Source organism: Thioalkalivibrio sp. ALJ2 (genome assembly GCF_000378325.1).
Taxonomy (GTDB): domain Bacteria; phylum Pseudomonadota; class Gammaproteobacteria; order Ectothiorhodospirales; family Ectothiorhodospiraceae; genus Thioalkalivibrio.
Genome location: NZ_KB899554.1, coordinates 351957 through 366623, shown reverse-complemented (window position 1 = coordinate 366623; position 14667 = coordinate 351957). Strand labels below are relative to the sequence as shown.

The window sequence follows — 14667 nt, the reverse complement described above, 5'->3', positions numbered from 1 at the left end:
CTCGTCCTGCGCCGAGCCTCAACCCGGGGGCGAGGCAGACGCCTCGGCAGGCGCACGACTGGCGTGCTCGCGCGGAGCGGCCACACGGTCGCGCCCCGGACGCAGACGCAGGGCATTGCCCACCACCAGCAGGGAACTCATCGACATCCCCAACGCGGCCAGCCAGGGCGTGAGCAGGCCGGCAGCGGCAAACGGCAGGGCGACTGCATTGTAGCCGATGGCCCAGGCAATGTTCTGGCGCACGATTCGCGTCGTGCGGCGGGCCTGATCCAGTGCTTCCGGCAACCGATCCAGGCGGTCGGAAGTTAGCACGAGATCGGCCTGGGTCTGCGCCAGACGGGTACCACCACCCATGGCCAGGGAGACATCCGCCCCCGCGAGCACCGGCGCGTCGTTGATTCCCTCCCCGGCCATCAGCACGGTGCGGCCCTCAGCCTGGAGGTCGCGTACATGGCGCAGCTTGTCCTCCGGCGTCAGGCCGCCATGGAACCGGTCGATACCCAGGTGCTCAGCGAAGCGCTGCCCCGCCTCCGGACGGTCGCCGGTCAGGAGTATCACCTCGAGCCCGCGCGCGCGCAGCGTCGCGACCGTCTCGGCCGCCTCGGGTCGTGGCGTGTCGGCGAGCCAGAAGGTCGCAACCGGCTGACCATCCACCACCAGCCAGACCGGCGAGGCGAACGGACTATCCGCCGGGGCCTCGGCGGCCGGAGGGTCCGCTTGCGACAGCATTCCGCGCCCCCCGATCGCCACCTCGCGCCCGTCAATCTGGCCGACCAGTCCACTGCCCGGCTCGTTATGGACGGCCCGGGCAGCCACGCCGGGGGCGGGCACGGCCTCACGGAAGGCCCGCGATAGAGGGTGTTCCGAATGGGCCTCCAGCGCCGCGGCCCACGTGCGCCAGTCCTGCCCTGGTGGCGGCGCCACATGATCCTGCTGTGCCACGAGGCGCGGGCGGCCCTCGGTCAGGGTGCCCGTCTTGTCGAGGCAGACGGTATCGACACGCGCCAGGGCCTCCAGGGTGCGGCCGCGCGTTACCAGGAGCCCCAGGCGTGACAGCGTGCCCGTGGTCGCGGTGAGCGCGACGGGTGTTGCCAGCGCCAATGCGCAGGGACAGGTGGCGACCAGCATCGCCACCATCACCCACAGCGCCCGGCTGGGGTCGATCCAGGCATACCAGACGAGGCCTGCGAGGGCGGTCAGGAGCAGGACCGCCCCGACAAACCAGCCGGTCCCGGTCTCGGCGAGACGGGCGATCCGGGGTTTCTCGCTCTGCGCGCGATCGAGCAGGCGCTGGATCGCGGCCAGCGTGGTCTCGGCGCCGACGCGGCGGACCTCCACGACCAGCGGCCCATCGACATTGACGGTGCCGCCCACGACTTCGTCGCCCGCGGCAACCGGCTCGGGATCCGGTTCGCCAGTCAGCAAGGCACGGTTAATGGTGGAACGCCCCTGGGCGACCACGCCATCGGCCGGGACCGACTCTCCGGGCCGGACGCGTACACGGTCGCCGGGGCTCAGGTCGCCAAGGGCCACGGGCTCCTCCTGGCCGCCGGCATCCAGTCGATGGGCCAGGGCCGGCACCAGTCGATCCAGGCGATCGATGGCCTGGCTCGCATGCTGTCGCGCGATCAACTCGAGGTAGCGACTGGTCAGCAGGAAGAAGACAAACATGACGACCGACTCGAAGTAGACATGCTCGCCGGTCCCGAGCAGGACCGCGTAAAGACTGGCCAAGTAGGTCACGATGATCGCCAGGCTCACCGGAACATCCATGCCGAGCCTTCGCTGGCGCAGATCGCGCCATGCGCTCTGGTAGAACGGGATAGCCGAGTAGAAGACCACAGGGGTAGTCAGGGCCGCTGCCACCCAGCGCATGAACTGCATCAGGTCGGCGTGCTGGGCGTCGTCCTCGCCCAGCCAGATGGCCAGGGCCAGCATCATCACCTGCATCATGCCGAGCGCGGCCACCCCGATCCGGCGCAGCGCCACACCGCGTTCGCGGGCGATCGCCTTCTCGCGGGTGCCCGGATCGTACGGGTGGGCGTGGTAACCGATATCGCGGATCGCCTTGAGGATCGCGGACAGGGCGATGCGCTCCGGGTCCCAGACCAGGCGGGCGCGATGGGTCGAGTAGTTGATGCTGAAGGCGATCACGCCCGGCAGGGACTGCACATGGCGCTCGTTCAACCAGACGCAGGCGGCGCAGGTGATCCCCTCGAGGATCAGTGCGGCCTCGAGCCGGGGGCCGCCGCTGGTGGCGGCGTCTGATGCCGGTGTCACGAACGAGCGCTGGACGGCCTCGGTATCGAAGAGTTCGAGCTCCCGCAGCTCGTCGGGGACCAGGGGTTCGCCGGCCTGCCCGGGCGGCGCCGGACGATGGTGATAGTAAGCGCCCAGGCCGCGCTCGATGATCGCGCCGGCGACGGCCTGGCAGCCGGGACAGCAGGTTGACTGCTCGCGTCCCTCGAACAGGACCGGGTAATGCGCACCGCCCGGAATCGGCAGACCACAGTGAAAACAGCCACCACCCGTGTCAGCGGGCGTGGCCGTGGAATCGGGCTCGGGGCGTGATCCGCTCACCGGCGGTCGGCGAGATTAGCTGGACTGGCCGCGAACGCGGGTGCGCGCCTGCTGTTCGACCAGCTGGCCGTCGTGTTCGATATGGAAGCGCAGGTCCCAGCGCCCCGGCGATGGCAGTGACAGCTCGACCTGATAGAGCCCTTCACCGATCGACTGCATCTCGAAGGCCTGGTCGCGGCGTTCGTCGGCGACCCACATGAACAGGCCACTGATATCGGCATCGGAGATCGGACGCCCCTCGGCATCCAGGACTTCCACCTGGAAGGTGGCGCTCTCCCCTTCGACCGGGGTTTCCACCCAGCCCTGGCGCACCTGCCAGCCCAGTTCGCGCTGTTCCTGGAGCCGCGTCATGCGGTGCACGGCGAGGGCCTCGTCGCGCTCCTGGATGCCGCCGACCGTCCCGGGGAAGGCCGAGGTCACGCGCTCGGCCGGCGTCTCGGGCTCGGGCAGCAGGGTGCCGATAAAGCGCTCCGGCATGCCGTTGTGGGCGAGCGTGATCAGGACCGCCTGGACCGACGCGATGATCGTAAAAAAGCCGACAATCACCAGCGGGGCCCAGTGCAGGCTGAACGATCCCTTCTGTCCGTCCTCGGCTTCCGCCTCCTTCTGGGTGAGGATGATGCCCAGCCCGTAGGGCACGATGATGTACAGCGCGAGATGGATCGCGAACACATCCGCGCCCTGCCAGGTGAGGATGGAGGTCGGGATGAACACGAACAGCATGATCGCCACCACCACGGCGGCCGTGTTGTAGGCGCGCAGACGGGTGAACTTGTAGATCAGCGCAAACAGCAGCGCGAGCGCGGCGCTGCCCAGTCCAAGGGAGATGACGAGATTGCTCATGATGTCTTCATCGTGTCGTTCCGGCGCAGCAGGGTATCACTCGGTTGGCGGCGCGCCAGTTTCGCCAGCCGGATTGTCGTAACTTACAAAAGCGCCGAATAAAGCCGTCCTGGCTTTCAGAGCCGCACGCGGCGCTTCACAGTCTTTCTGCCTTTGCACGAGCAAAGGGATTTGCAGCTTGCTTCGGCATCAACCACCTGCGGTGGTCGATTTCCGGCGGCACGTCCATGTGCCGCAGGGAAACGCCGATAATTCAGCGTTTCCCTGGCCGCGCGGTCAGCGGTGGCTGAAGCGGGCATCGGCCTCGACCGGGTCGATCCGTCCCTCGCGATCGCGGATCACGAAATAGAAGCGGAGCGGCGAATCCGCCCCGGCCTCCACGTCGTGGCGTATGCGGGCCAGTACGGTCAGCCGCTGGCCGGGTTCAAGCCGGATCTGCTCGACCTGGCCCAGGTCGAGCGTCGCGCCCTCGAGCCCATCGATATCGAGCGTAAAATCGAGCTCCTGGTCGGAGACGTTGTTCAGGCGCAATTCGTAGCTGTTCTGCACCCGACCGTCGGACATCTGCACGAATAGCGGCTGTCGCACCTGGTTGACGTTCACATCGACTGGCGGGCGCTCGAGGATGCTGAAGACCAGCGCGCCGATGACCACCAGCACCGCCGCCCCGTATCCCAGGGTCTTGCCCTTCAGCCAGCGCGTCTTTTCACCCTGCAGCTCGTGTTCCGAGGAATAGCGGATCAGGCCGCGCGGCCAGCCCTGCTTGTCCATGATGGTGTCGCAGGCATCGATACACAGCGCACAGTGGATGCACGACACCTGCAAACCGTCGCGTATGTCGATGCCGGTCGGGCAAACCTGAACGCAGTAGCCACAGTCGATGCAGTCCCCCACCCCGGCGGCCTGCCGCTCCTCACGCGTCTTCAATCCGGCCTTCACCTTGGCGCGGCCGGCGGTCCCTTCGCCGCGGTTCGAATCGTACGACACGATCAGGGTGTCTTGGTCAAACATCACGCTCTGGAATCGGGCGTACGGACAGATGAAGGTACAAACCTGTTCGCGCGCCAGCCCGGCAAAGGTGTACGTGGTGGCGGTCAGGAGTCCCGCAGTCACGTACGCGGCGAACCGGGCATCACCGCTGAAGAAGTCGCGTGCGAGAGTCGGGGCATCAGCCCAGTACAGTACGAAGCCGAGCCCCGTGGCAAAGGCGACGAGGAGCCAGGAGAGGTGCGTCGCGCCCAGTTTCCAGAGCTTCTCGACATTCCAGGGCTGCTTGGACAGGCGGAGACGGGCCGGCCGCTCGCCCTGGATCTTGCGCTCCAGGTACATGAACACGTCGGTCCAAAGCGTCTGGAAGCAGAAATAGCCACAGAAGACCCGACCCAGCACGCCGGTGACGAAGAACAGCAATAGCGCCGCGACGACCAGGAAGCCCGCCAGCCAGAAGATGTCCTGGGCGTAGACGACCAGATCAAACAGGAAGAACTGTCGGTTGGGGATATCGAACAGCACCGCCTGGCTCGGACCGTAGTCTCGGTCCCAGCGCAGCCAGGGGAGGCCAAAGAACACCCCGTAGGCCAGGAGAAGGATCCCGGTCTTGAGGTTGCGAAAACGGCCCTTGACCGATCGCGGGTGGATCGGAATGCGAGCCTCGTAGATTGGCTGGCCTTGCGCCATGAATCCTCCCGGGAATGAACCCGGCGTGCGCACACCACCATGTGCGAGGGAGTGTCTCCCCAACGGAAGCAGGGGCCCGGACGGCCGTCAAGAAACCCGTGCGGAACCCCTGTAGTGCGAACCGGGATTCACCCGCTGGTGAACCCCGGGCGCAATGCGTTTACTGACCGCCGCCCAGCGAATGGACGTACGCCGTCAGCATCTTGATCTCGTCGTCCGACAGGCGGTCGGCAAATCCCGGCATCTCGCGCTGGATGCCATCACGGACGAAGTTGGCCACCAGGCGCAGGCGCTCGGAGTCACTCTCCGCACCCTGCACGTCGATAAGGCCCCAGATGTTGTTGGTCAGATTCGGCGCGCCCTGTGAGGCCAGGCCCTGGCCATCCTCACCGTGGCACTGGAAGCAGCCGCCTTCCATGCCGGCGAAAATCCGCTCGCCGGCATCGGACATGTCGGAGTCAACGTCGTAATCATTCAGCGACAGGACGTAGGCCGCCACTTCGTTCATCTGATCGCGGGTCAGCGTGTCGCGATACCCCGGCATGTAGCCCAGACGACCTTCACGGATGGTGTGCTCGATCTGCTCGACCGTGCCGCCCCACTTCCAGTGGTCGTTGCGCAGGTTCGGATACTGCCCGATCACACCCGCGCCGCCGACCTGGTGACAGGCCGCACACCAGGTCCCGAAGGAACCCTGGGCGTACGCGTTGACGAAGCTCATGGAGTCGGCATCGGCCAGGATCGTCTCGTAGTCCTGGCTGGCGACCTGCTCCAGCATCTCGCGCTGGCGCACCGCGTACTCGCCGGTCTGCATGTCGCGCGCCAGCAGGGCACGGGTGTTCCAGTGCGTGGTGCGCTCTTCGCCGTTCACCTCGTAGGTGATGGTGGCAAAGCCCTTGGTGAAGCTGTCGCCGATAGGCCAGGCCGGATAGATCAGCCAGTAGACCAGCGCGAACACGACCGTGGCGTAGAAGCCCCACAGCCACCAGCGCGGGAGCGGGTTGTTGTATTCCTGAAGGTCCCCGTCCCAGACGTGCCCGGTGGTCTCGACCTGGTTCTTATCGCGGTTGTCCTGTGTGCTCATTGCTTTTCGCTCTCGGTTTTGTCGCGCCGGGCCGTGGGCTCCAGGTGCGAATCATCTTCTTCCAGAGGAATGTAGCGATACGTCTCGAACTTCTTGGCCCGGCTCGGCTTGGCGAACAGGTAAATCACGATCCCGATGAACGTGCTCATGAACAGCACCAGCGCGAACATCTTGCTGTTGCCGAGATCCGTGATCCATTCCCAGGCTGCTGCCATTTCTCCCAACCTTGGCCGGGCCGAATTCCCTAGCGGAATTCGGCAAAGTGGCCGTCGTCGTATTCGCTGAAGTCCACCATAGTGCCGAGCACCTGCATGTAGGCCACCATGGCGTCCATCTCGGAGATGAACGAGGAATCGCCGTCGAAGTTCTCGGCCTGCGCCTGCTCGATCAGCATTTCCTCGGCGTTGTTGATGTCGAACATCCGCGCGTGCTCTTCGCCGAACTTCTCGACGTTGGCCTCGTACTCCTCTTCGGTAATGGAGTACGGCACGCCCACTCGCTTCAGGGCACGCATGCGCGCCGCGATATCGGAGTAGTCCAGCGGTGTGGTCGCCAGCCACGGATAGCCGGGCATGATCGACTCGGGCACCAGGGACTGCGGGTCGATCAGGTGCTGGACCTGCCACTCGTTGGAGTACTTGCCCCCCACACGCGCCAGGTCCGGTCCAGTTCGCTTGGAGCCCCACTGGAAGGGATGGTCATACATCGACTCCGCCGCCAGCGAGTAGTGGCCGTAGCGGAGCATCTCGTCACGGAACGGGCGCACCATCTGCGAATGGCAGGCGTAGCAGCCCTCGCGGACGAAGATGTCTCGCCCGCGCTGTTCCAGCGGGGTGTAGGGGCGCACGCCGTCCACTTCTTCGATCGTGTCGTCGATGTAGAACAGCGGGACGATTTCGACCAGGCCGCCCACACTGATCACCGCGAGCGTCAGGATGATCAGCAGGCCGGCATTGGTTTCAACGCTTTCGTGCTTCATGGATCTAGTCTCTCCCTATCAGGCCGTGCGGGCTTCGGCCGCGCGGGCTTCTTCACGCTCGCGAGCTTCGGACTTGATGCCCATGCGGACGGTCATGGCGATGTTCCAGGCCATGATCAGCATGCCGGCGAGGAAGAACCCGCCACCAATGGCACGCACCACATACGGACGATGCAGGAACACCACCGACTCGGTGAAGGTGTAGGCAAGGTTCCCGTACTGGTCGAAGGCGCGCAGCATCAGGCCCTGACCGATACCGGCCACCCACATCGCGGTGATATACAGCACGATCCCGATGGTCGCCAGGAAGAAGTGCACGTACACAAGCTTGAGGCTGTACAGGTTGACGCCCCACAGACGCGGGATCAGGTGGTACAGCGAACCGAAGGTGATCATCGCCACCCAGCCCAGCGCACCGGAGTGCACGTGGCCGACGGTCCAGTCCGTGTAGTGCGACAGCGCGTTCACGCTCTTCAGCGACATCATCGGACCCTCGAAGGTCGACATGCCGTAGAACGACAGCGCGGTGATCAAAAACAGCATGATCGGGTCGGTGCGCAGCTTATCCCAGGCCCCCGACAGGGTCATGATGCCGTTGATCATGCCCCCCCAGGAGGGCAGCAGCAGCAGGATGGAGAAGGTCGCCGCCAGGGTGGAGACCCAGTCCGGCAGGGCGGTCCAGTGCAGGTGGTGCGCGCCCACCCACATGTACAGGAACACCAGCGCCCAGAAGTGGATGATCGACAGCTTGTACGAATAGATCGGTCGACCCGCCTGCTTCGGCACGAAGTAGTACATCATCCCGAGGAAGGCCGCGGTCAGGAAGAAGCCCACCGCATTATGGCCGTACCACCACTGACGCATCGCGTCCTGCACGCCGGAGAACAGCGGGTAGGACTCCGGGCTAAACAGGCCGACCGGCACCTCGAGGTTGTTGAAGATGTGCAGCAGGGCTGTCGCGAGGATGAACGACATGAAGAACCAGTTGGCCACGTAGATATGCGGCTGGTTCCGGCGCAGCAAGGTCTGCAGGTAGATCCAGAAGTAGGCGACCCAGACGACCAGGATTATCAGGGACACCTGCCAGTTGAACTCGGCGTATTCGCGACCCATCGTGACCCCGGCCATGTAGCCGATCACACCCAGGATGAGCGCGAGGTTCCACCCGTAGAAGGTGAAGCTCGCCAGCGAATCACTGTACAGCCGTGTCTGACAGGTGCGCTGGACGACATAGTACGACGTCGCAAACAGGGCATTACCACCGAAACCAAAGATGACCGCCGTGGTATGTACCGGACGGAATCGGCCAAAGGTGATCTGGGCGATATCGAAATTCAGGAACGGGAACGCGAGCTGCGAGGCAATCCAGACCCCGGCCGCCATGCCAAACACGCCCCAGAGGACGGCGGCAATCGCGAAACGCTTGACGATCGCGTAGTTGTACTGCTCGGTTGAAGCGACTGACGTTGCGGGTACGGAACCCGCCGTAGTGGCTGCTTGCGACATGACTTTTTCCACCTTGCTGCGGGGAACACGGATGTCCCGATGGTTTCGGGGGGCGTGAACTTTACCCCATTCCAGACGCACAAAAAACCAATACCGCCTGTAACACTCGGAATTAGCCCCAAGTCAGGCGGAACTTTCAGCGCCAGAGAGAATACATCTTTATGGCCTTGCTCTGCGAGGGGCCAATCGCCCCGGGTTGATCTGGATCAAGAGACGGGCCGAACGGGAATCACCCGGCCTTGCGGCTTCGAGGGCGGCGGAGCCTCCGGCACCCAGGCATGGCCGTACACAATCTCCCAGGTCGCCGGCAGTCGACCCTCGACCGCAAACGCCCGCGCATAGGCCTCGGCCACGGCCTGCAGCCGACGCGGACCCAGCAGCCCGCGCCCACGCCCAGCCAGCGCATTGCGCACCCCCACCCCACGCAGATCACGCAACAGAGTGTCGAAATCGCCATAGGTGAGCGTCAGGCTCTCCTGATCCATCACCGGGTCCGCGAACCCCGCACGCACCAGGGCATCACCGATGTCGTGCATATCGACAAAGGCATTCACGTGTTGCGCGTTCCCGCCGTCGACCTCGGCAAAGGCCGCGCGCAGCTCACGCAGGGTATCCGGGCCGAAGGTGGAAAAGGTCCACAGCGCCCCCGGCGCCAGCACACGCCGCACCTCGGAAAAGGCCTGATCGAGGCTGGAACACCACTGCAACGCCGCACTGGAGATCGCCAGATCGTAGTGCGCCTCCGGCAGGGGCAAAGCCTCGATGTCCGCACACACGGCCAGCGGCCGTCGCCACCAGCGGCCGCGGCGCTGCACCGCCGCGACCATCCCCGGGGCAAAGTCGACACCGGTCAGTTCGGCCTTGCGGTAGCGCCGCCGCAGGAGATCCAGCGCCTCCCCGGTCCCGCAACCCAGATCGAGCACGCGGGCCGGTTGCAGCTTGACCAGATCGAGTCGCTCGAGCAGCCGTCCTTGGACCTCGCGCTGCAGCACCGCATGGGCCTCGTAGCCCGCAGCCGCCCGCCCGAAGGCCTCGCGTACGCGCGCCTTGTCCAGTGCGTATTCATCCGCCCCCGTCATGGATCGCCGATCACTCCAGTGCCGCTAGAAACTCGTTTATAAAGGCCGCCACGGGCGCCGGGTCCTGCCACCACTGCGCATGGCCCCCGGGCCGCACGACCAGCCGGGCGTCCGGGCGCAGGCCGCGCAGGTCATCCGCCACGGTGGACGGTACCAGCGCGTCTCCCTCGGCGAGACAGGCCCCGAGCGGCACCGAACTGGATTGCCAGTAGACGCGCTGGTCACACTCCATCAGGCAGGCCAGCCCGGCCGCGAGGCCCTGATCGGTCGCCGGGGCACCCTCCAGCTCGCTCGTCAGATCGGCGGCCAGCGAGGCCGCTTCCGGCGAGCCCCTGGCGCAGAGCATGGCCAGTCGCCGGTGCAGTCGCCGCCGGGGCCCCTCGAGGGCCAACTGAAAGTCCGCAAGCTCCGCGGCCGGCAGCGCATGGCCCCAGTCCGGGGCCGCTGCAAAACGCGGCGTGGAATTGAGCAGCACGAGCCCCCGGGTATCCGGTATCTGGCGCGCCAGCTCCAGCGCAACCAGCCCGCCGAGCGACCAGCCCAGCCAGATGGGGCGCGACAGCGGGCGCGGCAGCTGAGCCCGGATGGCCTCGCAGGTAGCCACAGGATCGCCCAGGGCCTCTCCACCAGCGAGTTCCCCGTGCCCCGGCAGGGCCGGCGCGTGGATCTCGAACCCGGGCAGCGCGGCACGCAAAGGCGCCCAGACTGCCGGGGAGAACCCCCAGCCGTGCAGCAGCACAAGGGTCGGGCGCTTCATCGCGGGCCAACCCGCCGCCACCCTGAACGCAGCGCCCCGGCTTGCGTATCATGGGCGCCGTTTCGCGCCACACCCCACCCAACCGAATCTTCAGGTCGAGTTTGCATGGACATCGTACTGGGCATTGTCATCGCGTATCTGCTGGGATCGCTTTCCACGGCCATCGTCGTGAGCAAGTTGCTGCGGCTGCCGGACCCACGTCACACAGGCTCGGGCAACCCCGGTGCGACCAACGTACTGCGCTACGGAGGCAAGAAGGCGGCCATCATCACGTTGATCGGGGATGTCGGCAAGGGCTGGCTGCCGGTGTTCGTCGCCGCCCAGCTCGGCATCTTCCCGACCTGGGCCCTCGGCCTGATCGGCCTGGCCGCCTTCCTCGGACATGTGTTTCCCGTGTACTACGGCTTTCGCGGCGGCAAGGGCGTGGCCACCGCGCTGGGCGTGCTGCTGGCACTCAACCCGCTGGTCGGCGCGCTCACGCTGCTGACCTGGCTCGTGGTCGCCGCGATCTGGCGCTACTCCTCGCTGTCGGCCCTGGTCGCGGCGACGCTGGCACCCGTTTACTTCGTGTTCCTGGAACCGGATTTCTGGCTCGCGCTGATCGTGGCGGCCATGGCGGTGGTGCTGTTCATCCGCCACGACACCAACATCCGCCGCCTGATGCGCGGGGAGGAAGGGAAGATCGGCTACAAGAAGGACGAGGCCGAGGCGGAAGAACCGCCGCGAGACTAGCGATCTGCCTCAGGCGGAGAGCTCCGCCAGCGGCCAGCGGGCACGCGCCGTGATCGCCGGGGCCTGGTCGTCGGGCGCCCAGCCCGCCTGCAGGCGGCGCAGCCCGGCGAGCGCGATCATCGCCCCGTTGTCCGTGCAGAACTCGATCCGCGGGAAATACACCGGCACCCCCTGTTGCGCGGCCATCGCCTGCAGTCCCGCGCGCAGCCGGGTGTTCGCGGCCACCCCGCCGGCGACCACCAGCGCCGGGGCCTGACTCTGCTCCAGCGCCCTCCGGGTCTTCTCCACCAGGGTCTCGCTGACCGCCTCCTCGAATGCGCGCGCGACATCCTGCGGGCGGTATTCCTGCTTGTTCAGGGCCGTCAGCACGGCCGTCTTCAGGCCGGAAAAGCTCATGTCCAGCCCCGGCCGGTCGAGCATCGGGCGCGGCAGACGCAGGGCATCGCTCACCCCCTGCTCGGCCAGGCGCGACAGGGCGGGACCGCCAGGATAGCCCAGCCCCAGCAGCTTGGCGGTCTTGTCGAAGGCCTCTCCAGCGGCGTCGTCGATACTCTCGCCCAGCAGCTCGTAGTCGCCCAGAGACCGGGCATGGATCAGCTGCGTGTGCCCGCCGGAGACCAGCAGCACCAGGAACGGGAAATCCAGCCCGGCGTCCTCCAGGAACGGGGCCAGCAGATGGCCTTCGAGGTGGTGCACCGGCATCGCCGGCACGCCCCAGCCCCAGGCGAGCGAGCGCGCGACCGAGGCCCCCGTCAGCAGGGCCCCCAGCAGTCCCGGCCCGCCGGTATAGGCGATTGCATCCAGCTCGGGCCCCTTCACGCCCGCCTCGTCCAGCACCGCCCGCAGCAGCGGCAGCAGGCGCCGGATGTGATCGCGCGAAGCGAGCTCCGGCACCACGCCGCCGTAGACCGCATGCAGGTCGGTCTGGCTGTACAGCCGGTGCGCGAGCAGGCCGCGCTGATCATCGATCAGCGCCACGCCCGTCTCGTCGCAGGAGGTCTCGATACCCAGGACTTTCATAGGAGCAGCATGCCTCGGGGCGCGGGTACGGGGAAGGATTCCGGGCGAACCGGACGGGATTGCGAGTCCCTCACAGGCGGCCGCGCCGATCGGGGATCGCGGAGAAGTCGAGCGCAGCACAGGCGCGACCCAGGGTCATCACCTGAAAGCGCTCGCCCATCTCTCCGGGCAGGGTCAGCATGCGCACGGCCTGGGCGGCCTGCATGGTCTTGCGGGCATCCTCGCCACTGCCGACGCGCGCCTCGAAGCGCTGCGCCAGGCCCGCACCCAGCAGGAACTCGCCCTGCGCGGCATAACCGAGCACATCGAGCCCCGCCGCATCCGCGGCCTCGGCCACCGCAGTGAAATCGACGCTGGCCGTCAGGTCCATCAGCCCGGGCTGCGCCAGGGGGTCCAGCATCATCTGCTGACGGTAATAGCCAACCAGCGTGCCCTGGTGGCGCTCCGCGGCGTAATACGCGGCCCGCGGAAACCCGTAGTCGACCAGCAACGCTACACCCTGCTCCAGACAAGCGGCCACGCTCGCAACCCAGGCCGCCTGAGCCGGACGCCACTCGGAGGTGTATCCGTCGGGCCAGGGGCCATGCACCGCCTGCAGCTCGCGCACGACGTCCGCCAGTGGCTCGGGGGCCGACTGCTCCGCCAGCACCAGCCTGCCGTCGCCATCCACTGTGACACCCATCTGCCAGGGCTGGCCCTCGCGCCAGCGAAAGAGCTCCACCGGCAGTGCGTCGAGCACCTCGTTCGCCAGTACCACACCCCGGATCGGCTCCTCGGGCAGGGCATCGAGCCATTCCACCCGGGCGTACTCCTCCGGCTCCAGGCGTTCCGCCAGGTGCTCCTGCTGCATGGCCCGCAGGTCCGGGCTGACCTCGATGATCTTGTAGCACTGCCAGCCCACGCCCAGCTCGCGCAGCGTCACAAGCACATCGCCGGCCAGCCGGCCGCTGCCCGCGCCAAACTCCAGCAGCTGCCCGCCGCCCGCCAGTTCGTCGCGCAGCAGCGGGGCCAGCCAGCTGGCCAGGGTCTCGCCGAAGAGCGAGGACAGCTCCGGCGCGGTCACGAAATCACCGCCCGCGCCCAACTTGCGCGCCCCGTTCACGTAATAGCCGAGCCCCGGCGCATACAGCGCCTGGTGCATGTAATCGACAAACGGGAGGAACCCGCCGTGCGCGGCGATACTCTGTTGCAGGGAGTCGTGCATCTGCCGCGCGATGGCGGCAGCCGGGTCGTCCGGCGTGGGTGTGCTAGGTTTCGGCGGCAGCATGGCGACAAATGGTACCAAGGCGAGGCATGACGTGACGGAACACACACAGGGAGAGCGATCGGAAACCGGCGTGGTGCTGGTCACCGGATCCGCGCGCCGGGTCGGCGCGACCATCGTGCGCTGGCTGCACGGCGAGGGCCTGCGCGTGCTCATTCACTATCGAGGGTCGCGCGACGACGCTGCCGCCCTGGCCGACTCGCTGAATGCTCGGCGCGAGGACAGCGCGCGCATCCTGCAAGCCGACCTGCTGAACCTGAACGACATCCAGCGCCTGGCACGCGAGGCGGAAGAGGCCTGGGGGCGGCTGGATTACCTGGTCAACAATGCCTCGACCTTCTACGCGACCCCGGTCGGCGCGATCGATACGCAGGCATGGGATGACCTGGTCGGCTCCAACCTGAAGGCCCCCACATTTCTGACCCAGGCCTGTGCGCCGGCGCTCGCGCGCACCCGGGGCGCAGTGGTCAACATCGTGGACATTCATGCCCTGCGCCCGCTGAAGGGTTACCCCGTGTATTCCGCGGCAAAGGCGGGACTCTGGGCCCTGACCCAGGCCTATGCCCGCGAACTGGGCCCGGACGTGCGTGTTAACGGCGTCGCACCCGGCGCGATCCTCTCGCCCGAGGATCCGAACAATGCCGGGACGCACGAAGCGATGGTCGAGCGCACCGCCCTCAAACGCGAGGGCCACCCCGACGACATCGCCCGTACGGTACGCTTTCTGCTGCTGGATGCGCCTTACATCACCGGACAGGTGATCCCGGTGGATGGCGGGCGCTCCGCCTCGCAGTAACGATCCGCGCGACGCGCTACACTGAATGCATCATCGAATCAAAAGAAGAGAACGGCCCATGATCGACCCCAAACGCTTTGACGATCTCGCGCGCCGGATCACCGAGAGCCTGCCGGAGTCGGTGCGCCACATGCAGGAGGATGTCCAGCGTCAGGTCCGCTCGTCGCTGCAGCACGGCTTCGAGCGCATGGACCTGGTCACCCGCGAGGACTTCGACGTCCAGGTTGCGCTGCTGGAACGCACCCGCGAACGCCTGGCCGAGCTGGAAGCCCGCGTGGAGGCCCTCGAGGCCGAACGCAAGACCGCGGAGTAACACACTCCCCATAGAACCACCGGGCACGGAGGCCCGG

The 14667-nt window shown here is 66.7% G+C and carries 14 protein-coding genes; 3 read left to right on the top strand and 11 right to left on the bottom strand.

Annotated features, from left to right (window positions below):
* Positions 1–18: 18 nt before the first annotated feature.
* The 9 genes from F468_RS0101695 to F468_RS0101655 form a co-directional block, all read right to left on the bottom strand.
* A complete protein-coding gene (locus F468_RS0101695; protein WP_018994504.1) occupies positions 19–2580 on the bottom strand; it encodes a heavy metal translocating P-type ATPase in 2562 nt (853 codons plus the stop codon).
* Positions 2581–2595: 15 nt separating this feature from the next.
* A complete protein-coding gene (locus F468_RS0101690) occupies positions 2596–3423 on the bottom strand; it encodes a FixH family protein (protein ID WP_018138222.1) in 828 nt (275 codons plus the stop codon).
* A gap of 276 nt (positions 3424–3699) precedes the next feature.
* Complete coding sequence (gene ccoG / locus F468_RS0101685) at positions 3700–5100, bottom strand: cytochrome c oxidase accessory protein CcoG (protein WP_018994503.1); 1401 nt, start codon at positions 5098–5100, stop codon at positions 3700–3702.
* 160 nt (positions 5101–5260) lie between these two features.
* On the bottom strand, positions 5261–6184 hold the full coding sequence (ccoP, locus tag F468_RS0101680) for a cytochrome-c oxidase, cbb3-type subunit III (protein WP_018138220.1): 924 nt from the start codon (positions 6182–6184) through the stop codon (positions 5261–5263).
* Positions 6181–6399, bottom strand: a complete 219-nt coding sequence (locus F468_RS0101675; RefSeq protein WP_018138219.1) for a cbb3-type cytochrome c oxidase subunit 3 — start codon at positions 6397–6399, stop codon at positions 6181–6183. Before F468_RS0101675 ends, ccoP begins: the two co-directional genes overlap by 4 nt.
* 29 nt (positions 6400–6428) lie before the next feature.
* On the bottom strand, positions 6429–7163 hold the full coding sequence (ccoO, locus tag F468_RS0101670) for a cytochrome-c oxidase, cbb3-type subunit II (protein ID WP_018994502.1): 735 nt from the start codon (positions 7161–7163) through the stop codon (positions 6429–6431).
* Positions 7164–7181: 18 nt separating this feature from the next.
* Positions 7182–8669, bottom strand: a complete 1488-nt coding sequence (gene ccoN / locus F468_RS0101665) for a cytochrome-c oxidase, cbb3-type subunit I (RefSeq protein ID WP_018994501.1) — start codon at positions 8667–8669, stop codon at positions 7182–7184.
* A gap of 206 nt (positions 8670–8875) precedes the next feature.
* Complete coding sequence (gene bioC, locus F468_RS0101660; protein WP_018138216.1) at positions 8876–9748, bottom strand: malonyl-ACP O-methyltransferase BioC; 873 nt, start codon at positions 9746–9748, stop codon at positions 8876–8878.
* A 10-nt stretch (positions 9749–9758) separates the two neighbouring features.
* Positions 9759–10505, bottom strand: a complete 747-nt coding sequence (locus F468_RS0101655; RefSeq protein ID WP_018138215.1) for an alpha/beta fold hydrolase — start codon at positions 10503–10505, stop codon at positions 9759–9761.
* A 105-nt stretch (positions 10506–10610) separates the two neighbouring features.
* Here F468_RS0101655 and plsY point away from each other — a divergent pair, with 105 nt between their 5' ends.
* Positions 10611–11237, top strand: a complete 627-nt coding sequence (gene plsY, locus F468_RS0101650) for a glycerol-3-phosphate 1-O-acyltransferase PlsY (protein WP_018994500.1) — start codon at positions 10611–10613, stop codon at positions 11235–11237.
* A 9-nt stretch (positions 11238–11246) separates the two neighbouring features.
* Here plsY and tsaD read toward each other — a convergent pair whose 3' ends face one another.
* Positions 11247–12257: a tRNA (adenosine(37)-N6)-threonylcarbamoyltransferase complex transferase subunit TsaD gene (tsaD, locus tag F468_RS0101645; RefSeq protein WP_018138213.1), complete on the bottom strand. Its 1011-nt coding sequence runs from the start codon at positions 12255–12257 to the stop codon at positions 11247–11249.
* Positions 12258–12327: 70 nt separating this feature from the next.
* Positions 12328–13461 (bottom strand): class I SAM-dependent methyltransferase, encoded by a 1134-nt coding sequence (locus F468_RS0101640; RefSeq protein ID WP_018994499.1) that lies wholly within the window; start codon positions 13459–13461, stop codon positions 12328–12330.
* Positions 13462–13594: 133 nt separating this feature from the next.
* Between F468_RS0101640 and F468_RS0101635 the strand changes: the two genes are divergently transcribed.
* Together F468_RS0101635 and F468_RS0101630 are read left to right on the top strand one after the other, a co-directional pair.
* Positions 13595–14317 carry a pteridine reductase gene (locus F468_RS0101635; RefSeq protein ID WP_018138211.1) on the top strand — a complete coding sequence of 241 codons (723 nt, stop codon included), beginning with the start codon at positions 13595–13597 and terminating at the stop codon, positions 14315–14317.
* Positions 14318–14375: 58 nt separating this feature from the next.
* A complete protein-coding gene (locus tag F468_RS0101630) occupies positions 14376–14630 on the top strand; it encodes an accessory factor UbiK family protein (protein WP_012981566.1) in 255 nt (84 codons plus the stop codon).
* The last annotated feature ends 37 nt before the right edge of the window (positions 14631–14667 follow it).

Coding starts and splice junctions, on each gene's coding strand:
- F468_RS0101630 (WP_012981566.1), top strand. CDS start 14,376: ATGATCGACCCCAAACGCTTTGACGATCTCGCGCGCCGGATCACCGAG.
- tsaD (WP_018138213.1), bottom strand. CDS start 12,257: ATGAAAGTCCTGGGTATCGAGACCTCCTGCGACGAGACGGGCGTGGCG.
- F468_RS0101675 (WP_018138219.1), bottom strand. CDS start 6,399: ATGGCAGCAGCCTGGGAATGGATCACGGATCTCGGCAACAGCAAGATG.
- F468_RS0101655 (WP_018138215.1), bottom strand. CDS start 10,505: ATGAAGCGCCCGACCCTTGTGCTGCTGCACGGCTGGGGGTTCTCCCCG.
- ccoG (WP_018994503.1), bottom strand. CDS start 5,100: ATGGCGCAAGGCCAGCCAATCTACGAGGCTCGCATTCCGATCCACCCG.
- ccoP (WP_018138220.1), bottom strand. CDS start 6,184: ATGAGCACACAGGACAACCGCGATAAGAACCAGGTCGAGACCACCGGG.
- F468_RS0101640 (WP_018994499.1), bottom strand. CDS start 13,461: ATGCACGACTCCCTGCAACAGAGTATCGCCGCGCACGGCGGGTTCCTC.
- F468_RS0101690 (WP_018138222.1), bottom strand. CDS start 3,423: ATGAGCAATCTCGTCATCTCCCTTGGACTGGGCAGCGCCGCGCTCGCG.
- ccoO (WP_018994502.1), bottom strand. CDS start 7,163: ATGAAGCACGAAAGCGTTGAAACCAATGCCGGCCTGCTGATCATCCTG.
- bioC (WP_018138216.1), bottom strand. CDS start 9,748: ATGACGGGGGCGGATGAATACGCACTGGACAAGGCGCGCGTACGCGAG.
- ccoN (WP_018994501.1), bottom strand. CDS start 8,669: ATGTCGCAAGCAGCCACTACGGCGGGTTCCGTACCCGCAACGTCAGTC.
- plsY (WP_018994500.1), top strand. CDS start 10,611: ATGGACATCGTACTGGGCATTGTCATCGCGTATCTGCTGGGATCGCTT.